This window comes from Agromyces arachidis, assembly GCF_052805135.1.
This window is the reverse complement of sequence record NZ_JBRBDK010000003.1, coordinates 129,170-149,893: the sequence shown is the minus strand read 5'-3', so window position 1 is coordinate 149,893 and position 20,724 is coordinate 129,170. Positions and strand designations below refer to the sequence as shown.

Sequence of the window (20,724 nt, the reverse complement as noted above, 5' to 3'; positions counted from 1 at the left end):
TCGCGGCACTGCTTAACATGGAGCAATGCAGAGCGTGGCGCAGGCCCTCGACCGCCTCAGTGGTCTCGCGGCCTCGCCGACCGTCGCGGCCCTGGCCGAGGCGTTCGCCGCGGCGGGGCACGAACTCGCCCTCGTCGGCGGCCCCGTGCGCGACGCGTTCCTCGGCCGCAGCACCAACGACCTCGACTTCACGACCGACGCCACGCCCGACGAGATCCTCGAGGTCGTGAAGCCGATCGCCGAGGCCCACTGGGACATCGGCCGCGACTTCGGCACCATCGGGGCGAAGATCCACGGCCACACCGTCGAGGTCACCACGTATCGCGCCGACTCGTACGACGGCGCCTCGCGCAAGCCCGAGGTGGTGTTCGGCAGCTCGCTCGACGACGATCTCGTGCGCCGCGACTTCACGGTGAACGCGCTCGCCCTCCGGCTCCCCCAGCTCGCGCTCGTCGATCCGTCCGGCGGCGTGGAGGACCTCATCGCCGGGGTCCTCCGGACGCCGTCCGAGCCCGAGGTCTCGTTCGGCGACGATCCGCTGCGGATGATGCGCGCTGCGCGGTTCGCGTCGCAGCTCGGCTTCGAGGTCGAGCCCGGCACGCTCGCCGCGATGTCGGCGCTCGCGCCCGAGATCGACCGCATCTCCGCCGAGCGGGTGCGCGACGAGCTGTCGAAGCTGCTGTGCACCGCCGCCCCGCGCCGCGGCATCCGCCTGCTCGTCGAGAGCGGCATCGCCGAGCGGGTGCTGCCCGAGATCCCCGCGCTGAAGCTCGAGATCGACGAGCACCACCACCACAAGGACGTGTACGAGCACTCGCTCACCGTGCTCGACCAGGCCATCGACTACGAGGTGTCGCGCGGCAACCTGGACTCCCCCGACCTGGTCCTGCGGCTGGCGGCGCTGCTGCACGACATCGGCAAGCCCGCCACGCGTCGGCTCGAGCCCGGCGGCGCCGTGTCGTTCCACCACCACGACATGGTGGGCGCGAAGCTCGCGAAGAAGCGCCTGCGCGAGCTCCGGTTCGACAACGACACCGTCAAGGCGGTCGCCCGGCTGATCGAGCTGCACCTGCGCTTCTTCGGGTACACCGACGGTGCATGGTCCGATTCGGCCGTGCGCCGCTACGTCCGCGACGCCGGCGACCAGCTCGAACGGCTGCACATCCTCACCCGGGCGGATGTCACCACGCGCAACCGCCGCAAGGCCGACCGACTCGGCTTCGCCTACGACGACCTCGAGGAGCGCATCGCGCGCCTGGCCGAGGAGGAGGAGCTCGCGGCCGTCCGCCCCGAGCTCGACGGGCAGGAGATCATGGCGGCGCTCGGCATCCGCCCTGGGCCGGCGGTCGGCGAGGCGTACAAGTTCCTCCTCGACGTGCGGCTCGACGAGGGCCCGATCGGGCCGGATGCCGCGCGCGAGCGGCTGCTCGCCTGGTGGGCGTCTCGCGGCGACGCCTGACCGGGTCGCGGGGGGCCGGCCGCGCGGATGTGCGCGCGGATGCGGCATCCGTTACACTTGACCGGTTGTCTGCGTGCCCGATTCCGGGCCTCCGCAGTACGACGCATGTACACCCTCCTGTCACAGACCGTCTGTGACCGCTGAGTCCGAAGGAGGTGGGTCTGTCATGCACCAGTACGAGCTGATGGTCATCCTCGATCCGTCGATCGACGAGCGCACCGTTGCTCCGAGCCTCGACAAGTTCCTCAACGTCATCCGCAACGATGGCGGCACCGTCGACAAGGTCGACATCTGGGGCAAGCGTCGCCTGGCCTACGAGATCGACAAGAAGTCGGAGGGCATCTACGCCGTCGTCGACTTCACCGCCGAGTCGAAGACCACCAACGAGCTCGACCGCCAGCTGAACCTCAGCGAGGCCGTCATGCGCACCAAGGTCCTCCGTGCCGAGGAGGCGATCGCCCAGGTCGCCGCCGTGAAGAAGGCCGAGGAGGCGAAGGCCGCGAAGAAGGCCGCCGCCGCCGCGAAGGCCCCCGCCAAGAAGGACGCCTAGTCCTCATGGCCGGCGAGACCATCATCACCGTGGTGGGCAACCTCACTGCCGATCCCGAGCTGCGCTACACGCAGTCGGGGCTCGCGGTCGCGAACTTCACGATCGCGTCGACCCCCCGCACGTTCGACCGCCAGGCGAACGAGTGGAAGGACGGCGAGGCCCTCTTCCTGCGCGCGAGCTGCTGGCGCGAGTTCGCCGAGCACGTCGCGGGATCGCTCACCAAGGGAACCCGGGTCATCGCTTCCGGGCGTCTCAAGCAGCGTTCGTACGAGACGAAGGAGGGCGAGAAGCGCACCTCCATCGAGCTCGAGGTCGACGAGATCGGTCCGAGCCTGCGCTACGCCACCGCGTCCGTGACGCGCGCCCAGTCCAACCGCGGCGTCGGCGGCGGCTCCTACGGGGGCGGCGGCGGCAGCAGCCAGTCGGATGACGCGTGGGCGCCCAGCGCTCCCGCGCAGTCCTCGGGCGGCGGCGACGTCTGGAACACCCCGGGCACCAACTACGGCGACGAGACGCCCTTCTAAGGCCTGATGGCCGGCGACGGATGCCACGCGGCATCCGCTCGCACCCAGAATTCACACACGACAGGAAAGTTCAATGGCTGGAAAGAGCAGCGGCGACCGCCGCAAGCCTCGCGGCGGCAAGGGCGCGAAGAACGCCGCCCCCGCGAAGTCCGTCAAGGTCGGCGTCATCGACTACAAGGATGTCGCCACCCTTCGCAAGTTCATCTCGGAGCGCGGCAAGATCCGCGCCCGTCGCATCACCGGTGTCTCCGTGCAGGAGCAGCGCCTCATCGCCCGCGCCGTGAAGAACGCGCGCGAGATGGCGCTCCTGCCCTACTCGGGCTCCGGCCGCTAAGGAGCACGACAATGGCAAAGATCATCCTCACGCACGAGGTCTCGGGTCTCGGCACCGCCGGTGACGTGGTCGAGGTCAAGAACGGGTACGCCCGCAACTACCTCGTCCCCCAGGGCCTCGCCACGCCGTGGACCCGCGGCGGCCAGAAGCAGGTCGACCAGATCAAGGCCGCGCGCGCTGCGCGCGAGCTGCACTCCCTCGAGGACGCGCAGGCCCTCAAGGCCAAGCTCGAGTCGGCCAAGGTCAAGCTGGCCGTCAAGGCCGGCCTCGGCGGTCGCCTGTTCGGCTCGGTCAAGACGGCGGATGTCGCGGCTGCGGTCGCCGACGCCGGCCTCGGCCAGGTCGACAAGCGCAAGATCGAGATCCCGACCCCGATCAAGTCGGTCGGCGACCACGAGGCGACCGTCAAGCTCCGCGACGACGTCTCGGCGACGATCACCCTGCAGGTGGTCGCGGCCAAGTAGTCGCGGAACCTCACGCACGACGCGGCGGCGGGCGAAGGCCCCCGCCGCGTCGTCGTGTGCGGCGCGACCCGGTCGCGACGCGTGCGGGCGGCCGCTCGCGCCCACCGCCGGCCAGCGTGTTCCGCGGGGCGATTTGTACACCCGCGGAGAAGGTGAGCGCAAGTCCACGTTTCGGGGACTATCCCCACCGTTGTGCACAGGTGCAACATACGCCGACGTGGAATCTCGAGAAAGTTTTCCCCCACAGGTGTGGATTCGGAAAAGGGCAGGTCAGACCTGAATTCATCCGATGTTATTCCCACGATTTCCACAGTTGTCCACAGGTGAAGTGCACACCTTCCACGGCGTTTCGCCCAGTTTCTCCACAGAGTTATCCACAGGCCATCTTGCCCCCCGGCGCGGCCTTGCCTAGGGTGAGTTCCGGTCGGGCCGGGGGACCTGGGAACAGGGGTCCGCCCCGGGCATGTGGGCAGGTGCTGGTAGTCCTGAACAGAGGTCGGGCAGACGCCCGCAGCGAGCGAATCGGAGGTCGTCACGTTGTCGATCGCGCAACTGGGACTCGCTGACCCCCTCGACGACCCCGAGTCGCGTCGCGGGGAGCGCACGCCGCCCCACGACCTCCTCGCCGAGCAGAGCACGCTCGGCGGCATGATGCTCTCGAAGGACGCGGTCGCCGACGTCATCGAGACGCTCCGCGGCATCGACTTCTACGTGCCCAAGCACGAGGTCGTGTTCAATGCGATCCTCTCGCTGTACTCGCACGGCGAGCCGACCGACGTCATCGCAGTCACCGACGAACTGACGAAGACCGGCGAACTGCACCGGGCCGGCGGCGTCGAGTACCTGCACACGCTCACGAGCCTCGTGCCGACCGCGGCGAACGCGGGGTACTACGCCGAGATCGTCGCCGAGCGCGCCCTGCTCCGCCGGCTCGTCGAGGCCGGGACCCGCATCGTGCAGATGGGCTACGCCGGCGAGGGCGAAGTCGTCGAGCTCGTCAACAACGCCCAGGCCGAGATCTACTCGGTCACCGGGTCGGTCGAGAGCGAGGACTACGTCCCGCTGACCGACGCCATCGGCACCGCCATCGACGAGATCGAGGCCGCGAAGCACACCGACGGCAAGATGACCGGCGTGCCCACCGGGTTCGCCGACCTCGACGACCTCACCAACGGCTTCCACCCCGGGCAGATGATCATCGTCGCCGCCCGACCCGCGATGGGCAAGTCCACGCTCGCGCTCGACTTCGCCCGGTCGGCCGCGATCACCCACGACCTCCCGACGATCTTCTTCTCGCTCGAGATGGGGCGCAGCGAGATCGCCATGCGACTGCTCTCGGCCGAGGCATCCGTACCGCTGCAGAACATGCGCAAGGGCACCGTCGACACCCGCGATTGGACCACCATCGCGTCGACGCGCGGCCGCATCAACGACGCACCGCTCTACATCGACGACTCCCCCAACATGACGCTCGTCGAGATCCGCGCGAAGTGCCGGCGGCTCAAGCAGCGCGTGGGCCTGAAGATGGTCGTCATCGACTACCTGCAGCTCATGACGAGCGGCAAGCGCGTCGAGAGCCGCCAGCAGGAGGTGTCGGAGTTCTCGCGTGCCCTGAAGCTGCTCGCGAAGGAGCTCCAGGTGCCGGTGCTCGCGCTGTCGCAGCTGAACCGAGGTCCCGAGCAGCGCGCCGACAAGATGCCCGCCCTCTCCGACCTGCGCGAATCGGGCTCGATCGAGCAGGACGCCGACATGGTGGTGCTGCTGCACCGCGAGGCCGCCTACGAGCGCGACAGCCCGCGCGCCGGTGAGGCCGACCTCATCGTCGCCAAGCACCGCAACGGTCCGACGCGCACCGTGACCGTGGCGTTCCACGGCCACTTCTCGCGCTTCGCCGACATGGTGCAGGTCTGACGCACGCGGAGGGAGCACCGATGCAGGCCCGTCAGCTTCCCGACGCCCCCGACGGCCGCTCGCCGGCCGGCGCCGAAGTCCGGCATCTGCTCACCGGACCGACCGGGAACCTCATCCACTCGACGGTGCCTCCGGGGCAGGTCAATCGGGCGACCGTCCACGCGACGGTGAACGAGTTCTGGCACGTCCTCTCCGGTCGCGGCGAGATCTGGCGACGCGACGACCGCGAGGAGCAGGTCACCGAGCTGGTGCCCGGGGTGTCCATCGACATTCCCCGGGGCACGGCCTTCCAGTACCGGTGCACCGGCCCGGAGCCACTTCGGTTCCTGTGCGTCACGATGCCGCCGTGGCCCGGCGACGGCGAGGCCACCGTGACCGAGGGGCCCTGGGTTCCGACGGCGCCGCATTGACGACGCAGGCGGGGATTGAGAGGCTGGCACCGACCCGTCACGAAGCCGAGAGGCGGTCGACATGGTCCTGTCCACACGAGCCACCGAGGCGAGGGACTCGGTCGCGACGGTGACGTCGTTCTTCGCGAGCATCCAGGGCGCCGACGATCCCGACGCGCTCGACTTCACGTTCGGCAACCCGCACGAGATGGCGTTGGCCGGCCTCACCGAGGCGATGCGAGCGCAGCTCGAACCGAGGTCGGTGGATTGGTACGCCTACAAGACGAGCGAACGCGCTGCACAGGAGGCGGTGGCGGACGGTCTCCGCCGCGAACTGGGCCTGGACTTCGAGCCGGACGACGTCGCGATGACGCAGGGGGCGTTCGGAGCCATCCAGCTCGCACTGGCGATGTCGACGGATGCCGGCGACGAGGTCGTCATTCCCGTGCCGGGGTGGTTCTGCTATGCGCCGATGCTGCACGCGGCGAACCTGGTGCCGGTCGGGGCGCCGCTCGCGCCGGTCGACTTCAGCCTCGACGTCGACGAGATCGCGCGGGCGATCACGCCGCGCACGCGCGTGGTCATCGTGAACTCGCCGTCGAACCCGACCGGCCGGGTGTACCCGAAGGAGACCTGGGACGCGCTCGCGGAGGTGCTCGAGGAGGCGTCCCGTCGCCACGGCCGCCGCATCTGGCTGCTGTCGGACGAGCCGTACCGCCGCATCCGCTTCGACGGCATCGGCTTCGCCAGCCCCGCGGGCTCCTACCCCTGGACGTTGATCGACTACAGCTACGGCAAGGTGCTGCTCGCTCCCGGGCAACGGCTGGGGTACCTCGCGATCTCGCCGCTGCTCGAGCCGGCCCACCGGACCGAGCTGCGAGAGGCGTGCATGCCGTTGCAGCTCGCGATCGGCTGGGGGTTCCCGGACGCGATCATGCAGTACTCGGTCCCGGAACTCGAGCACGTCTCGATCGACCTGGCCGAGCTCACCCGCAAGCGGGATCGCATGTACGGCGCGATGCACGACGCGGGGTACTCGCTGACGAAGCCCGAGGGCACGTTCTACCTGTGGGGGCGAGCCCCCGGCGGGGACGGTGCGGCGTTCTGCGATTCGCTCGCCGAGCGAGGCGTGTTCGTCATGCCGGGCACGCTGTTCGACCAGCCGGCGCATTTCCGCATCTCGCTGACCGCGACCATGGAGATGATCGAGCGGGCGCTGCCGGCGCTCGTCGCGTCGGCCTGACACGCTCCACCGGCCGGAGACCGGAGACCGGAGACCGGCACCTGGCACCGGCAACGGGCGGCCGAGGTTTCACCCAGCGGAAGAACCGCGGGAGTTTCGCCGCGTTCGCGGTCGAATCGTGGAGTCCCGGCCATGCGGGGACATATGGTGATGCGTGCAGCAGTGCCGCCGTGCCTGGCGCCGCCCGCGGATCCCCCACCGGGGTCCGCTCCGGCGGCGCCTCCTCCCCGACGCGAGCGGCCGCCGCGATGAGGAGGAGAGCGAATGACGCGCATCGGCGTCGTCACCGAGCAGGGCTCGGAGACCCGGGTCGCCGCCACGCCGGCGACCGTCAAGCAGTTGGTCGGACTCGGCTACGAGGTGGTCGTCCAGTCGGGCGCGGGAGCGCGGTCGTCGTTCCCCGATGACGCCTACGTCGACGCGGGCGCCGTGGTCGTCGCGGGCGCGGAGGCGATCGCGAGCGACGTCGTGCTCAAGGTGAACGCGCCGACGGATGCCGAGATCGCGCAGCTGCGGCCCGGCACGACGCTCATCAGCCTCCTGAGCCCGGCGCTCCGGCCCGACCTGCTCGAGGCGCTCTCGGCTCGCGGCGTGACCGCACTCGCGCTCGACGCGGTGCCGCGCATCTCGCGCGCCCAGTCGATGGACGTCCTGAGCTCGATGGCGAACATCGCCGGGTACCGCGCCGTGGTCGAGGCCGCCCATGAGTTCGGCCGCTTCTTCACCGGCCAGGTGACGGCCGCGGGCAAGGTGCCCCCGGCGAAGGTGCTCGTGGCGGGCGCCGGCGTCGCCGGACTGGCCGCGATCGGCGCGGCCTCCAGCCTCGGCGCGATCGTGCGCGCCACCGACCCGCGCCCCGAGGTCGCCGACCAGGTCAAGTCGATCGGCGGCGAGTACCTGAAGGTCGAGGTCGACGAGGTCATGGAGTCGGCCGACGGCTACGCCAAGGCGACGAGCGAGGCCTACGACCGGCGCGCCGCGGAGATCTACTCCGAGCAGGCCGCCGACGTCGACATCATCATCACGACCGCGCTGATCCCGGGCCGGCCGGCGCCGAAGCTCATCACGGCGGCGGATGTCGCGAGCATGAAGCCCGGCAGCGTCGTCGTCGACATGGCGGCGGGCATGGGCGGCAACGTCGAGGGGTCCGTCGCGGGCGAGCGGGTCGTCACGCCGAACGGCGTGGTCATCCTCGGCTACACCGACCTCGCCTCGCGGCTGCCCACGCAGGCGTCGCAGCTCTACGCCACGAACCTCGTGAACCTCGTCAAGCTGCTCACGCCGGGCAAGGACGGCGAGCTCGTGATCGACTTCGACGACGTCGTGCAGCGGTCGGTCACGGTCGTCCGCGACGGCGAGACGACCTGGCCGCCGCCGCCCGTGCAGGTGTCGGCGGCTCCGCCCGCCGCCGGCGCGACGGCGGCCGACGACGCGGCATCCGCCGGCCCGAAGCCGAAGCGGCAGCTCTCCCCCGCCGGCCGCGCCGCGCTTATCGGCGTCGGCATCGCCGGGCTCTTCCTGCTCAACGCCTTCGCACCCCAGCCGCTCCCGCAGCACATCACGGTATTCGTGCTCGCGGTGGTCGCGGGCTTCTACGTGATCAGCAAGGTCGCCCACGCGCTGCACACCCCGCTCATGAGCGTGACCAACGCGATCTCGGGCATCATCATCGTCGGCGCGATCGTGCAGGTCACGAGCGACGTCCTCGTGGTGCAGGTCCTCGCATCGATCGCCATCCTGATCGCCAGCATCAACGTCTTCGGCGGGTTCGCGGTGACCCGGCGAATGCTCTCCATGTTCGCCAAGGGCGACCGGGCGAGCAGCTGACCCGCGGAACGACCGAAGACGTCATCGAGGAGCCCCCTGTTGCCTGAGACCCTGACCCCCGAATCCATCGCCGGCGCCGCATACATCGTCGCCGCGCTGCTCTTCATCCTCAGCCTCGCCGGCCTGAGCCGCCACGAGACCGCACGAGCCGGTGTCGGCTACGGCATCGCCGGCATGGCCATCGCCCTGGTCGCCACCGTGTGGGTGACCTTCCAGGGCGCGTGGGACGAGCCCGGCACGCTGCTCGGCCTCGGCCTGCTCGTCGTCACCGTGCTGATCGGCGGCTCGATCGGCCTGTGGCGGGCCCGCATCGTCGAGATGACGGGCATGCCCGAGCTGATCGCGCTGCTGCACAGCTTCGTCGGCCTCGCGGCCGTGATCGTCGGCTGGAACGGCCACCTCGACCCGCCAGCGCTGGAGGGGTCGCTGGCCGACATCCACCACGCCGAGGTCTTCATCGGCATCTTCATCGGCGGCGTGACCTTCACCGGCTCGATCGTGGCGTTCCTGAAGCTCTCGGCGCGCATGAAGTCGGCGCCGCTCGTGCTGCCGGGCAAGAACGCCCTGAACCTCGGGGCGATCGTCGTCTTCCTCGGCCTGACGGTCTGGTACGTCATCGACTCGCAGCTCTGGCTGCTGATCCTCGTGACGGCGCTCGCGTTCGCGCTGGGCTGGCACCTCGTCGCCTCCATCGGCGGCGGCGACATGCCGGTCGTCATCTCGATGCTCAACAGCTACTCGGGCTGGGCCGCGGCCGCGGCGGGATTCCTGCTCAACAACGACCTGCTCATCGTGACCGGCGCGCTCGTGGGCTCGTCGGGTGCGTACCTCTCGTACATCATGTGCAAGGCGATGAACCGCTCGTTCATCTCCGTCATCGCGGGCGGATTCGGCATCGAGGCGCCGACCGCGACCGACACCGACCTCGGCGAGTACCGCGAGATCCAGTCGACGGATGCCGCTGAGCTGCTGAAGTCCGCCGACAGCGTGATCATCACGCCCGGCTACGGGATGGCCGTCGCGCAGGCGCAGTACCCGGTGGCCGACCTGACCAGGAAGCTGCGCGAGCGCGGCGTCGACGTGCGCTTCGGCATCCACCCCGTCGCGGGCCGCCTCCCGGGCCACATGAACGTGCTGCTCGCCGAGGCGAAGGTGCCGTACGACATCGTCGAGGAGATGGACGAGATCAACGACGACCTCGCCGGCACGTCGGTCGTGCTCGTCATCGGCGCGAACGACACCGTGAACCCGGCTGCCGCGGAGGATCCGGGCAGCCCGATCGCCGGCATGCCGGTGCTGCGCGTGTGGGAGGCCGACAACGTGATCGTCTTCAAGCGATCGATGGCCAGCGGGTACGCGGGCGTTCCGAACCCGTTGTTCTACCGCGACAACGCGCAGATGCTGTTCGGCGACGCGAAGGACCGGGTGGAGGACATCCTCAAGGCCCTGTGACCGCCCGCGGCGCGGCGGGGCGCGGACCGGTCGTGAAGCGGGCGCCCAGAGAGCGCGGCATAGGATTGGACGGTCCCCCGTCGAAAGAGGTCGCCGTGGCCGATGCCCGCGATACCGCACCGGAACGCGCCCGCGCCTGGCTCGTGCCGGTGGTGCGGGGCGCCCTCGCGCTCGTGCCCGCCGCGGTGATCACGTTCTCGCAGGACCACTCCCCCGCGTTCGGCCTGACGGTGTTCGGCTCCTGGGCGGTCGTCGCCGGCCTGGTCGTGGGCGCGCTGTCGCTCCGGCTCGTCGCCGACCGCGTCGGCCGGATGACCGCCGCGGCCAACGGCGTCGTGACGGTCGCCTCCGGCCTCGTCGCCCTCGGGCTCCGCGACACCGCATCGAACGGTGTCGGGGCATTCACGTTCTCCGTGGCGGTCTGGGCCGCCGTCACCGGCATCATCGAGCTCCTCGCCGGCCTCCGGCTGCGCGGCCGCTCGCCGGCGGCGCGCGACGTGATCGCCGCAGGCGCGCTGACCGCCGCGCTCGCCCTCGTGTTCGTCCTCCTCCCGCTCGATCCCGTCACCGCGGTCGGCCTGCTCGGCGCGTACCTGGTGCTCATCGGGGTGCTGCTGCTGATCGGCGGGTTCTCGCAGAAGTGGGCCGCAGCCCAGCCGGCGGACGCCGGCGCCGCGGCATCCGGAACGGAGCGCTCGTGACCAATCGCCCTGGCGACGACTACCGGCCGAGCCGCCGGGAGGTGCTGCGACCGGCCGAGTACGTCGGCGGCGCGGCCATCGCCGCGGTCTTCACCGCCGTGATCGTGTTCTTCGGCACGCGCGACCTGAACCTGACGCTCATCAGCGCGGGGGGCGTGTTCATCGTCGTGCTGATGGTGCTCGCGCTGCTGTCGATGGCGGTCAAGCCGAACCCGGGCGAACACGGCGACGGCACGGGCGGCGACCCGGGCCGACGGGATCCCACGGACGGTCCCGGCCACTGAGCAGGGCCGGCGGAGTCCGGGTCGCTCGAACGCCCCCGGAGCCGCCGCTCAGGCCTCGAGGCGGTCGACGAGCTCCTCCGCGAGGCCGATGTAGCCGGCGGGCGTGAGCGCGAGCAGGCGCTCCTTCGCGTCATCCGGGATCTCGAGGCCCCGGACGAACTCGGCGAGGTCGGTCGCGCCGACGCGCTTGCCGCGCGTGAGCTCCTTGAGCAGCGCGTAGGGGTCGGCGATCGACGAGCGACCCGCGGCGACCTCGGCGCGGATGACGGTCTGGATCGCCTCGCCGAGCACCTCCCAGTTGCCGTCGAGGTCCTCGAGGAGCAGCGCGCGGTCGAGGTCGATCTCGCCGAGGCCGCGGAGGATGTTGTCGAGCGCGAGCATCGAGTGCCCGAACCCGACGCCGATGTTGCGCTGGGCGCTCGAGTCGGTGAGGTCGCGCTGGAGGCGGCTCGTGACCAGGGTCGCGGCGAGCGAGTCGAGCACGGCAGACGAGAGCTCGAGGTTCGCCTCCGCGTTCTCGAACCGGATGGGGTTGACCTTGTGCGGCATCGTGGAGGAGCCGGTCGCGCCGGCCGCCGGGATCTGGCGGAAGTACCCGAGCGAGATGTAGGTCCAGATGTCGGTCGCGAGGTTGTGCAGCACGCGGTTGGCGTGCGAGATGCGCCCGTAGAGCTCGGCCTGCCAGTCGTGGGACTCGATCTGCGTCGTCAGCGGGTTCCAGGTGAGGCCGAGGCCCTCGACGAACTCGCGCGAGACCGTGGGCCAGTCGACGTCGGGCGCGGCGGCGAGGTGGGCGGAGAACGTGCCGGTCGCGCCCGAGAACTTGCCGAGGTACTCCGTCGCCTCGACCTGTCGGAGGATGCGCTCGAGCCGGTGCGCGAACACGGCGAGCTCCTTGCCCATCGTGGTCGGCGTCGCGGGCTGGCCGTGGGTGCGCGACAGCATCGGGGCGTCGCGGTGCTCCTGCGCCAGGCCGATCAGCTTCGCGATCACGGCCCTGTACTTCGGCAGCCAGACCTGCGCGACCGCGTCGCGCACGGTCAGGGCGTACGAGAGGTTGTTGATGTCCTCGCTCGTGCAGGCGAAGTGCGTGAGCTCGGCGAGCTCCCCCAGCCCGAGTTCGTCGAGCCGGCCGCGCACGTAGTACTCCACCGCCTTCACGTCGTGACGGGTAGTGGCCTCGAACCGGGCGAGCTCGTCGATGTCGGCCTGGCCGAAGCCGGTGACGACCGCGCGGAGCGACTGCTTCGCGGCATCCGTCAGCGGGCTCGTGCCGAAGAAGCCGCGGTCGGTCTGGGCGATCAGCCACTCGATCTCGACGTGCACGCGGGCCCGGTTCAGGCCGGCCTCGGAGAGGTGCTCGCCGAGCTCGCCCACCGCCGCACGGTAGCGTCCGTCGAGCGGGCTGAGCGGCTGGGGAGGCAGCGAGGTCATCGGTTTCCTTGTCTGAGTGCGGGGGCGAGTTGCCGGAACAGCGCCGACGTCGACCGCTCTATCATCCCAAGAACCCGATCGAAGGTCGCATCGTCGCTGTAGTACGGGTCGGGCACGTCCTGCAGCTGCGCCAGTTCCGGGTCGAACTCGAGGAGCAGGCGCACCTTGTGCTCGTCGGCCAGGTTGCGCGCCTGGTGGCGCAGCACCCTCGACTGGCCGCGATCGAACGCCACGACGAGGTCGAGCCGGGCGAAGTCAGCCGGGTCGAACTGGCGGGCGCGGTGCCGGCTGCCGTCGTACCCGGCGCGCTCGAGGGCGGCGACGGTGCGGGCGTCGGCACGCTCGCCGACGTGCCAGTCCCCCGTGCCGGCGGACTCGATCGCGATGCGGTCCTCGATGCCGGAGCGCGCGGCGAGCGAGCGCAGCACGACCTCGGCCATGGGCGAACGGCAGATGTTGCCGGTGCAGACGAACGAGACACGGAAGCGCTGCGCGGGCTCCACGGAAGGATCCGCTGGCGTCATGATTCCCATTGTGGACGAGCGGGGGCCGTTCGCGAAGCGCGGGCCGCGAGTGCTCCTCCCCAGCCCCTCGCCCGAGGCCGCGTTGCACGTCCGGCCCCGGGGCGGTCGCGACGGGCGCGGATGGCGGGGAGAGTCGGGACCGTGCTCCCCATCACCCACGGACCGGCCGCCGCCGACGCGGCGACCGCAGCCCGCTCGCAGGCCCGAGCCGAGGCGCTCGAGCGCGAACTGCACGTCCTGCGGGTGCTGCGCGCCGAGGTCGAGCGGGCGCAGCCGGGCCTCATCCTGGAGCAGGTCGACGGATGGCACTCCGGTGCCGCCCGCCACTACCTCGACCGGGTCCGCGACCTCCGGCTGGCCCTGGCCGGAGCCGTGCACCTGCTCGCCGAGGCCGAGGAGGTCGTCGCCGCCGAGCACGCGCGGTCGCGATCCGGGCTCGCCGCGTGAGCGACCTCGTCGTCCGAGGCGGCGGGGTCGTCTCGATCGAGACCGAGGCGCTCCTCGCCGAGGCGACCCGGCTCGCCGCCGCCGCCCACCTGCTCGAGGGTTGGGCGGCGCGGGCGGCGGGGGTCCGCGACCGGCTCGGCGACCTTCCCGGCGGATCCGCCGACGTCGTCGGCTCGCTGCACGGTGCCCTGCTCGACCTCGACACCGCACGATCGGGTTTCATCGACGGCAGCCGGCGGGCGACCGAGCTGTCGTGGTCGCTGCGGGCTGGCGCCGGCGCCTACGCCCGCGCCGAGTGGCTGTCGACGTTCATCGGCGATGCCGGCGCCCGCGCGGCGGCGGGCCTGCTCGGGCTGCTGGCGCCGGGGGCGCTCCTCACGGCCGCGGCCTCGGCGGCCCTCCTCGCGCCGGGGGTGGCGCTGGCCGGGGCCGTCGCCGGGCGCGAGGCGACGTCCGCCGCGCTCCTCGCGCTCGTCGAGCGGCACGGGCTGCCGATCCTGTCCGACCCGGCGTTCGTCGACCTCGTCCGCGCGTCCGTCGACTCGGCCGACGAGTTCGTGGCGGGCCTTCTCCGGTCGGGCGGCCTCTTCGGCCTCGGCCCGGGCATCGACGCCCCGGAGGGCGCCGCGCTCCTGGTCGCGTCGGCGGCCGCCCTCGGGTGGCTGACGGGGGCCGGAGCGCTGCGCGAGACCGAGGTGCGCGTGGCGCGGGTGACACCGGTCTCGGCGGTGTCGCCGCTCGGGCCGGCGGCGCACGCGAGCACGCCGCCGCGCGGCATCGGCGATCTCGCCGACCGCATCCCGTCGCCGTCACCGGGTGGCGCGCAGATCCGCATCGAGCGCTACGACGGTCGCGACGGGCCCTCCTGGATCGTGTACTCGAGCGGCACGGTCGACTTCGGAGCCGTGCCGGGCTCGGAGCCCTACGACACCACGTCCAACCTGCATGTCGTGGCCGACGCCTCGGAACGGGCCGCGCTGGTCGGGCTGTCCGGCGACTCGGGAGCGGCCGAGCGCGCGGTCCGGGCGGCGATGGCCTCGGCGGGCGTCGCGGCCGGAGACCCGGTGCTCGTCGTGGGGCACTCCGCCGGCGGCATCGTCGCCGCGAACCTCGCCGCCGATCCCGACCTCGAGGTGGTCGGGGCGGTCAGCCTCGGCGGTCCGGTGGCGCAGGTGCCGACCGCCGACACTCCCGTGCTCTCGGTGGTCCACTCGGAGGACCTCGTGCCCGCGCTCGGCGGGCGGGGCGTCGCGTCCGACGGCCGCCTGGTCGTCGAGCGCGGCATCACGACCGCGGCGCCCACGCGCGAGGACCCGCTGCCGGCGCACGCGCTCGTCGAGTACCGCGGCACCGCCCGCCTCATCGACGAGTCGGAGCATCCGAGCGTGGCCGCGTTCGGGCGCGTCCTCGACGGGGTCGCCGTCGGAGGCTCCGCGCAGACGACCTATTGGCACGCCGAGCGCGTGCCGGCCGACCTCACTCCCTCGGGCGGACGACCAGGCCGATGAGCCAGCTGATCAGTCCCAGGACCAGTGCGGCGAGCACGCCCCACCAGAAGCCGTCGACCTCGAGCCCGAAGCCCATGAGCCCGCTCAGCCAGTCGACGATCAGCAGCAGCAGACCGTTGACGATGAACGAGATGAGGCCCAGCGTGAGCACGTAGAGGGGGAACGCGACGATGCGGATCAGGGTGCCGATCGTCGCGTTGACGATGCCGAAGATCAGGGCGATCAGCAGGTAGGTCAGGACCGTCGGGAGATCGCCGTCCTCGTAGGGCACCACCCGCACGCCGGAGACGATCAGCGTCGTGAGCCACAGCGCGAACGCAGAGACGACGACCTTCAGAATGAAGCGCATCCCTCAACTATGGCAGCGGGCGCGACCGGATCGAAGGGGTACGGTGGAATCCGTGACCGCATCGGAGCCCACGACCACCCCCGTGCGCCTGCGACCCGAGATCGCCGCGCTTCCGCCCTATCGCCAGGGGCGACCCGCCCCGGCCGACGGCTTCAAGCTCTCGAGCAACGAGAACCCCTGGGGGCCCGTACCGGCGGTCGAGCAGGCCATCGCCGCGGCGGCCGCCGACGTGAACCGGTACCCCGACGCCACCGCGCTCGCCCTGCGCGAGCGTCTCGCGGAGCGCTTCGGCGTCTCGGCCGACGAGGTGCTCGTGGGCGCGGGCTCGGTCTCGCTGCTCGCGCAGTTCGTGCTCGCCGCCGCGGCGCCGGGCGACGAGGTCGTCTACTCGTGGCGGTCCTTCGAGGCCTACCCCGGCCTGGTCACGGTGGCGGGTGCGACCAGTGTCCAGGTGCCCAATCGCGGCGACCACGGCCACGACCTCGACGCCATGGCCGCCGCGGTCACCGACCGGACCAGGGTGGTCATCGTCTGCTCCCCCAACAACCCCACCGGCGTCGCCGTGTCGGCCGACGAGTTCGAGCGGTTCATGGCCCGCGTGCCGGCGGATCGGCTCGTCGTCCTCGACGAGGCCTACGCCGAGTTCGTGCGCGACGACGCCGCGGTCGACGGCAGCTCCCTGATCGGCCGGTACCCCAACCTCGTGATCCTCCGGACGTTCTCGAAGGCGTACGGGCTCGCCGGCGTCCGCGTCGGCTACGCGATCGGCCCCGTCGGCATCCTCGATGCCGCCCGGGCGACGGCGATCCCGCTCGGCGTCACCGCGGTCGCGACCGCGGGTGCGATCGCCGCGATGGCGCCCGACGCCGAGGCCGAGCTGCTGCGTCGCGTGGACGTGCTCGCCCGGCGCCGCGACGCGCTGCGCGAGGCGCTCGTCGCGCAGGGCTGGGCGATCCCCGAGGCGCAGGGCAACTTCGTGTGGCTGCCCACCGGCGACCGCACGGTCGAGGTCGCGGAACGGCTCTTCGACGCCGGGATCGTCGCCCGCGCGTTCCCCGGCGACGGCATCCGCGTCTCGGTCGGCGAGGAGGAGTCTGTCGACCTGCTCCTAAGGGTTCTGGGTGAGCTTGTCGGTCCTTCACAAGAAGGGGTCTCCGGGTAGCGGGTACCGTGGAACGGTGACAGCCCCCTCCCGCGAGTTCACCGCGCCGACGCTCCAGCTCCTCACGCCCGAGGGCGAGCTCCGGCCGACGGCCGAGGCCGAGCCGTACCTCGAGCTGGTCGACGCCCTGCCGGATGCCGCGCTCGAGCAGTTCTACCGCGACATGGCCGTCTCGCGGCGCATCGACGTGACCGGGGCCAACCTGCAGCGGCAGGGCCAGCTCGCCCTCTGGGTGCCGAGCCACGGGCAGGAGGCCGCCCAGGTCGGGTCCGCCCGTGCCGCCCGCCCACAGGACCACATCTTCCCGTCCTACCGCGAGCACGTCGTGGGCATGATCCGGGGTCTCGACCCGGTCGACATCGTCAAGCTGCTCCGCGGCGTCACCCTCGGCGGCTGGAACCCGGCGGACAACGGGAACTTCCACCTGTACACGCTGGTGCTCGCGTCGCAGACCCTCCACGCCACGGGGTACGCCATGGGGCTGCAGTTCGACGGCGCCACGGCGACGGGCGACCCCGACTCGGATGCCGCGGTGCTGGTCTACTACGGCGACGGCTCGACCTCGCAGGGCGATGCGAGCGAGGCGCTGGTGTTCGCGAGCAGCTACCGGACGCCGCAGGTCTTCTTCGTGCAGAACAACCAGTGGGCGATCTCGGTCCCCGTCTCGCGGCAGTCGCGCAGCCCCCTCTCGCTGCGCGGCGGCGGGTTCGGCATGCCCGGCATCCGCATCGACGGCAACGACGTGCTGGTCAGCTACGCCGTCACGCGGCAGGCCATGGAGGACGCCCGCGCGGGCGAGGGACCGAGCTTCATCGAGGCCGTCACCTATCGCATGGGCGCGCACACCACCGCCGACGACCCGACGAAGTACCGGACCGACGACGAGGTCGCGTACTGGACCGCCCGCGACCCCATCACGCGCTACCGCACGTGGCTCGAGGGCCGCGGCGCGGCATCCGCCTTCTTCGACGAGGTCGACGAGGAGGCCGGCGACGTCGCCGCGGACCTGCGACGGCGCGCGCTCGATGCGGCCGCTCCCCCGCGATCGGCGATCTTCGAGCACGTGTACAGCGAACCGCACCCGCTGGTCGAGGCGCAGGCCGCCTGGCTCGAGGCGTACGAGAACTCGTTCGAGGGAGAGGCACAGTGAGCGTCGAGACCGTCCCCGGCTCCCCCGCGGCCCAGGTGCCCTCGGAGGCGACGACGGATGCCGCGCCGGGCGGTGTCCGCGGCGTGCACACGCTGTCGATGGCCAAGGCGATCACCGCCGGGCTCCGCGAGGCGATGCGCGCCGATGCCAAGGTGCTCCTCATGGGCGAGGACATCGGGCGGCTCGGCGGCGTGTTCCGCGTCACCGAGGGGCTGCTCGCCGAGTTCGGCGAACGGCGCGTGCTCGACACCCCGCTCGCCGAGTCCGGCATCGTCGGCACGGCGATCGGCCTCGCGATGCGCGGGTACCGGCCCGTGGTCGAGATCCAGTTCGACGGGTTCATCTTCCCCGCGTTCGACCAGATCACGAGCCAGCTCAGCCGCCTGACCCTCCGTCACGACGGCGCGCTGTCGATGCCGGTCGTCATCCGCGTGCCCTACGGCGGGCACATCGGCTCGATCGAGCACCACCAGGAGAGCCCCGAGGCGTACTTCGCGCACACGCCGGGCCTGCGCGTGGTCGCGCCGTCGTCGCCGCACGACGCGTACTGGATGATCCAGGAGGCGATCGCCTCCAACGACCCCGTGCTCTTCTTCGAACCGAAGAGCCGGTACTGGGGCAAGGGCCCGGTCGACCACGACCACTCCGGCCTGCCGCTCCACGCGAGCCGCGTCATCCGCAAGGGCGACGACGTCACCGTCGTCGGCCACGGCGCGATGGTGTCGACGCTGCTGCAGGCGGCCGACATCGCGGCCGAGGAGGGTCGCAGCCTCGAGGTGATCGACGTCCGGTCCCTCTCCCCCATCGACTACGGCCCGATCCTCGACTCGGTGCACCGCACCGGTCGGCTCGTGGTCGCGCAGGAGGCCTACGGCTTCGTGAGCGTCGGCTCCGAGATCGCCGCGACCGTCGCCGAGCGCGCCTTCTACTCGCTGGAGGCCCCCGTGCTGCGCGTCTCCGCGTTCGACGCCCCGTTCCCGCCCGCCGCGCTCGAGACCGAGTACCTCCCGAGCGCCGATCGCGTGCTCGAGGCCGTCGACCGCTCGATGGCCTACTGACCGCCCACGACGAGACACCCGAGGAGCACCATGAGCGAGATCCGGTTCCCGCTTCCCGACGTGGGCGAGGGCCTGACGGAGGCCGAGATCGTCCAGTGGCGCGTCGCCCCCGGCGATCGCATCGCGCTCGACCAGGTCTTCGTCGAGATCGAGACGGCCAAGTCCCTCGTCGAGCTCCCGAGCGCGTTCGAGGGCACGGTCGCCGAGCTCCTCGTCGAGGAGGGGCGCACCGTCGACGTGGGCACGCCCATCCTCGTGATCCGGACGGATGCCGCTGGCGGAATGTCCGCTGCCCCGGCACCGGAGGCTGCGCCCGCCGAGCCGTCCGCCTCCCCCGCCGCGGATGACGCGGGCGGGGCGGTCCTCGTCGGCCACGGCAGCAGCGGGCCCACCGGCAGCCGCCGCCGCCGCCATCCGTCGCCCGGCGGCGCACATGAGCACCTCGCGCCGCCGCCCCCGGCGCCGCCGGCTCCGCCCGCCGCCGCCCAGGCGGTCCAGATCGCTGCAGAACCCCAGGTCATCGCCGAATCTCCGCGTCCGGCGGAGCGGTACGACGCCGGGGTCCCGGTCATCGCCAAGCCGCCGATCCGCAAGCTGGCGAAGGATCTCGGCGTCGACCTGTCGCGCGTCGCACCGACCGGACCGATCGGCGACGTGACCCGCGACGACGTGATCCGCGAGGCGCAGCAGGCGAGCGTCTTCCGCAACATCCAGACGCCCGAGGCGCCGACCGATCGAGAGACCCGCATCCCGGTGAAGGGGGTGCGGAAGGCGATCGCCCAGACGATGGTGCAGAGTGCATACTCCGCACCGCATGTATCGGTGTTCGTCGACGTGGACGCGACGCGCACCATGGAGTTCGTCAAGCGCCTGAAGGCCTCCCCGGACTTCGCCGGCGTGAAGGTCTCGCCGCTGCTGATCATGGCGAAGGCGATGATCTGGGCGGCGCGGCGCAACCCGACCGTGAACGCGCAGTGGACCGACGACGAGATCATCGTGAAGCACTTCGTGAACCTCGGCGTCGCCGCGGCCACGCCGCGGGGGCTGATCGTGCCCAACGTCAAGGAGGCGCAGGCCATGTCGATGGTCGAGCTCGCCGCGGCGCTCGAGCAACTGACGCTCACGGCGCGGGAGGGCAAGACGCAACCGGCCGAGATGCAGGGCGGCACGATCACGATCACGAACATCGGCGTCTTCGGGATGGACACGGGCACGCCGATCCTGAACACCGGCGAGGTGGCGATCGTCGCCCTCGGCACCATCAAGCAGAAGCCGTGGGTCGTCGACGGCGAGGTGCGCCCCCGCTACGTCACGACGATCGGCGGCTCGTTCGACCACCGCGTGGTCGACGGCGACGTGGCGAGCAGGTTCCTCGCCGACGTCGCCTCGATCATCGAGGAGCCGGCGCTCCTCCTGGAGTGAACCCGGTCAGAGGCGGATCTCGAAGGCGACCGAGTCGTCGCTGCGGGAGACCTCGGACAGTCCGACCTGCTCGAGCGCGCGGCGAGCGGGCAGGTTGGCGATCTCGCACTCCGCGCGCGCGATCGCCGCGCCGGTCGAGCGGATCAGCTCGACCGCCTCGGTGACGACGTCGTGCGACAGGCCCTCTCCGCGCACGGCCGGGACCAGGCCGAACCCGAACTCCACCGCGCCTCGTTCGTCGGGCGGGCCGAAGAGGTTGATGCCGCCGATGGCGGCGCCGTCGTGGGCGCCCCCGTCGGCGCGCCGCACGAGGTACGGCCCGAACGGCGCGGGGTCGCCGGAGCGTCGCACGGCGCGCACGTACTCGGCGAGGAGCTCGGGCTCGTCGGTGAACGAGTAGCCGCCCTCCCAGCCGTCGAGCGGGTCGACGTCGCCGGCGAGCAGTCGTTCGGCGTCGGAGAGCGTGAACGCGTGCAGGGTGATTCGGGTCGTGGCGATTTCCACGGCTGACACTCTTGCATGGACCGCCGAT

Annotated in this window: 22 protein-coding genes; 18 read left to right on the top strand and 4 right to left on the bottom strand. The window is 71.5% G+C overall.

Annotated elements, in window-relative coordinates; genetic code table 11:
* The first annotated feature begins 25 nt into the window (after positions 1–25).
* The 12 genes from ACUY4T_RS05635 to ACUY4T_RS05580 all read left to right on the top strand — a co-directional run bounded on the left by ACUY4T_RS05635 (position 26) and on the right by ACUY4T_RS05580 (position 11,138).
* Positions 26–1,459, top strand: a complete 1,434-nt coding sequence (locus ACUY4T_RS05635; protein WP_446017932.1) for a CCA tRNA nucleotidyltransferase — start codon at positions 26–28, stop codon at positions 1,457–1,459.
* A 166-nt stretch (positions 1,460–1,625) separates the two neighbouring features.
* On the top strand, positions 1,626–2,009 hold the full coding sequence (gene rpsF / locus ACUY4T_RS05630; RefSeq protein ID WP_067947518.1) for a 30S ribosomal protein S6: 384 nt from the start codon (positions 1,626–1,628) through the stop codon (positions 2,007–2,009).
* Positions 2,010–2,014: 5 nt separating this feature from the next.
* Entirely contained in the window at positions 2,015–2,533 is a 519-nt protein-coding gene (locus tag ACUY4T_RS05625) for a single-stranded DNA-binding protein (RefSeq protein WP_446017931.1), read from the top strand.
* 73 nt (positions 2,534–2,606) lie between these two features.
* Entirely contained in the window at positions 2,607–2,867 is a 261-nt protein-coding gene (rpsR, locus tag ACUY4T_RS05620; protein ID WP_067947514.1) for a 30S ribosomal protein S18, read from the top strand.
* Between the two features lie 11 nt (positions 2,868–2,878).
* Entirely contained in the window at positions 2,879–3,331 is a 453-nt protein-coding gene (rplI, locus tag ACUY4T_RS05615) for a 50S ribosomal protein L9 (protein ID WP_446017930.1), read from the top strand.
* 537 nt (positions 3,332–3,868) lie between these two features.
* Entirely contained in the window at positions 3,869–5,242 is a 1,374-nt protein-coding gene (dnaB, locus tag ACUY4T_RS05610; RefSeq protein WP_446017929.1) for a replicative DNA helicase, read from the top strand.
* 20 nt (positions 5,243–5,262) lie between these two features.
* Positions 5,263–5,652, top strand: a complete 390-nt coding sequence (locus ACUY4T_RS05605; protein ID WP_446017928.1) for a cupin domain-containing protein — start codon at positions 5,263–5,265, stop codon at positions 5,650–5,652.
* Between the two features lie 61 nt (positions 5,653–5,713).
* A complete protein-coding gene (locus ACUY4T_RS05600; RefSeq protein ID WP_446017927.1) occupies positions 5,714–6,874 on the top strand; it encodes an aminotransferase class I/II-fold pyridoxal phosphate-dependent enzyme in 1,161 nt (386 codons plus the stop codon).
* Between the two features lie 264 nt (positions 6,875–7,138).
* Positions 7,139–8,701 carry a Re/Si-specific NAD(P)(+) transhydrogenase subunit alpha gene (locus ACUY4T_RS05595; protein ID WP_446017926.1) on the top strand — a complete coding sequence of 521 codons (1,563 nt, stop codon included), beginning with the start codon at positions 7,139–7,141 and terminating at the stop codon, positions 8,699–8,701.
* 39 nt (positions 8,702–8,740) lie between these two features.
* Positions 8,741–10,153, top strand: coding sequence for a Re/Si-specific NAD(P)(+) transhydrogenase subunit beta (pntB, locus tag ACUY4T_RS05590; RefSeq protein ID WP_446017925.1), 1,413 nt, complete (start codon positions 8,741–8,743; stop codon positions 10,151–10,153).
* Between the two features lie 95 nt (positions 10,154–10,248).
* On the top strand, positions 10,249–10,854 hold the full coding sequence (locus ACUY4T_RS05585) for a DUF308 domain-containing protein (protein ID WP_446017924.1): 606 nt from the start codon (positions 10,249–10,251) through the stop codon (positions 10,852–10,854).
* Complete coding sequence (locus ACUY4T_RS05580; RefSeq protein ID WP_446017923.1) at positions 10,851–11,138, top strand: hypothetical protein; 288 nt, start codon at positions 10,851–10,853, stop codon at positions 11,136–11,138. Before ACUY4T_RS05585 ends, ACUY4T_RS05580 begins: the two co-directional genes overlap by 4 nt.
* 48 nt (positions 11,139–11,186) lie before the next feature.
* Here ACUY4T_RS05580 and purB read toward each other — a convergent pair whose 3' ends face one another.
* A complete protein-coding gene (gene purB / locus ACUY4T_RS05575; protein ID WP_446017922.1) occupies positions 11,187–12,572 on the bottom strand; it encodes an adenylosuccinate lyase in 1,386 nt (461 codons plus the stop codon).
* Complete coding sequence (locus ACUY4T_RS05570) at positions 12,569–13,105, bottom strand: low molecular weight protein-tyrosine-phosphatase (protein ID WP_446017921.1); 537 nt, start codon at positions 13,103–13,105, stop codon at positions 12,569–12,571. The genes purB and ACUY4T_RS05570 overlap by 4 nt, the downstream gene beginning before the upstream one ends.
* A gap of 132 nt (positions 13,106–13,237) precedes the next feature.
* On the opposite strand from ACUY4T_RS05570, the gene ACUY4T_RS05565 reads away from it, so the two are divergent.
* Positions 13,238–13,543, top strand: a complete 306-nt coding sequence (locus ACUY4T_RS05565; protein WP_446017920.1) for a hypothetical protein — start codon at positions 13,238–13,240, stop codon at positions 13,541–13,543.
* Positions 13,540–15,051: an alpha/beta hydrolase family protein gene (locus tag ACUY4T_RS05560; protein WP_446017919.1), complete on the top strand. Its 1,512-nt coding sequence runs from the start codon at positions 13,540–13,542 to the stop codon at positions 15,049–15,051. Before ACUY4T_RS05565 ends, ACUY4T_RS05560 begins: the two co-directional genes overlap by 4 nt.
* Here the strand turns inward: ACUY4T_RS05560 and ACUY4T_RS05555 are convergent.
* Positions 15,020–15,400, bottom strand: coding sequence for a phage holin family protein (locus ACUY4T_RS05555; RefSeq protein WP_446017918.1), 381 nt, complete (start codon positions 15,398–15,400; stop codon positions 15,020–15,022). The genes ACUY4T_RS05560 and ACUY4T_RS05555 overlap by 32 nt on opposite strands.
* A gap of 52 nt (positions 15,401–15,452) precedes the next feature.
* Between ACUY4T_RS05555 and ACUY4T_RS05550 the strand changes: the two genes are divergently transcribed.
* From ACUY4T_RS05550 to ACUY4T_RS05535, 4 genes are all read left to right on the top strand, one after another.
* Positions 15,453–16,562 (top strand): histidinol-phosphate transaminase, encoded by a 1,110-nt coding sequence (locus ACUY4T_RS05550; protein ID WP_446017917.1) that lies wholly within the window; start codon positions 15,453–15,455, stop codon positions 16,560–16,562.
* Between the two features lie 16 nt (positions 16,563–16,578).
* On the top strand, positions 16,579–17,712 hold the full coding sequence (locus ACUY4T_RS05545; protein ID WP_446017916.1) for a thiamine pyrophosphate-dependent dehydrogenase E1 component subunit alpha: 1,134 nt from the start codon (positions 16,579–16,581) through the stop codon (positions 17,710–17,712).
* Between the two features lie 98 nt (positions 17,713–17,810).
* Complete coding sequence (locus tag ACUY4T_RS05540) at positions 17,811–18,770, top strand: alpha-ketoacid dehydrogenase subunit beta (protein ID WP_446018133.1); 960 nt, start codon at positions 17,811–17,813, stop codon at positions 18,768–18,770.
* Between the two features lie 30 nt (positions 18,771–18,800).
* The gene (locus tag ACUY4T_RS05535; RefSeq protein ID WP_446017915.1) at positions 18,801–20,192 is read left to right on the top strand and encodes a dihydrolipoamide acetyltransferase family protein; all 1,392 of its coding nucleotides are present in this window, start codon (positions 18,801–18,803) and stop codon (positions 20,190–20,192) included.
* A gap of 6 nt (positions 20,193–20,198) precedes the next feature.
* On the opposite strand, the gene ACUY4T_RS05530 is transcribed toward ACUY4T_RS05535, so the two are convergent.
* Positions 20,199–20,696 carry a GNAT family N-acetyltransferase gene (locus ACUY4T_RS05530; protein ID WP_446017914.1) on the bottom strand — a complete coding sequence of 166 codons (498 nt, stop codon included), beginning with the start codon at positions 20,694–20,696 and terminating at the stop codon, positions 20,199–20,201.
* Positions 20,697–20,724 lie beyond the last annotated feature (28 nt).

Excerpts from the sequence above, each read along its gene's own strand:
- ACUY4T_RS05635 (WP_446017932.1), top strand. The coding sequence starts at position 26 with ATGCAGAGCGTGGCGCAGGCCCTCGACCGCCTCAGTGGTCTCGCGGCC.
- rpsF (WP_067947518.1), top strand. The coding sequence starts at position 1,626 with ATGCACCAGTACGAGCTGATGGTCATCCTCGATCCGTCGATCGACGAG.
- ACUY4T_RS05625 (WP_446017931.1), top strand. The coding sequence starts at position 2,015 with ATGGCCGGCGAGACCATCATCACCGTGGTGGGCAACCTCACTGCCGAT.
- rpsR (WP_067947514.1), top strand. The coding sequence starts at position 2,607 with ATGGCTGGAAAGAGCAGCGGCGACCGCCGCAAGCCTCGCGGCGGCAAG.
- rplI (WP_446017930.1), top strand. The coding sequence starts at position 2,879 with ATGGCAAAGATCATCCTCACGCACGAGGTCTCGGGTCTCGGCACCGCC.
- ACUY4T_RS05605 (WP_446017928.1), top strand. The coding sequence starts at position 5,263 with ATGCAGGCCCGTCAGCTTCCCGACGCCCCCGACGGCCGCTCGCCGGCC.
- ACUY4T_RS05600 (WP_446017927.1), top strand. The coding sequence starts at position 5,714 with ATGGTCCTGTCCACACGAGCCACCGAGGCGAGGGACTCGGTCGCGACG.
- ACUY4T_RS05595 (WP_446017926.1), top strand. The coding sequence starts at position 7,139 with ATGACGCGCATCGGCGTCGTCACCGAGCAGGGCTCGGAGACCCGGGTC.
- purB (WP_446017922.1), bottom strand. The coding sequence starts at position 12,572 with ATGACCTCGCTGCCTCCCCAGCCGCTCAGCCCGCTCGACGGACGCTAC.
- ACUY4T_RS05570 (WP_446017921.1), bottom strand. The coding sequence starts at position 13,105 with ATGGGAATCATGACGCCAGCGGATCCTTCCGTGGAGCCCGCGCAGCGC.
- ACUY4T_RS05555 (WP_446017918.1), bottom strand. The coding sequence starts at position 15,400 with ATGCGCTTCATTCTGAAGGTCGTCGTCTCTGCGTTCGCGCTGTGGCTC.
- ACUY4T_RS05540 (WP_446018133.1), top strand. The coding sequence starts at position 17,811 with ATGGCCAAGGCGATCACCGCCGGGCTCCGCGAGGCGATGCGCGCCGAT.
- ACUY4T_RS05535 (WP_446017915.1), top strand. The coding sequence starts at position 18,801 with ATGAGCGAGATCCGGTTCCCGCTTCCCGACGTGGGCGAGGGCCTGACG.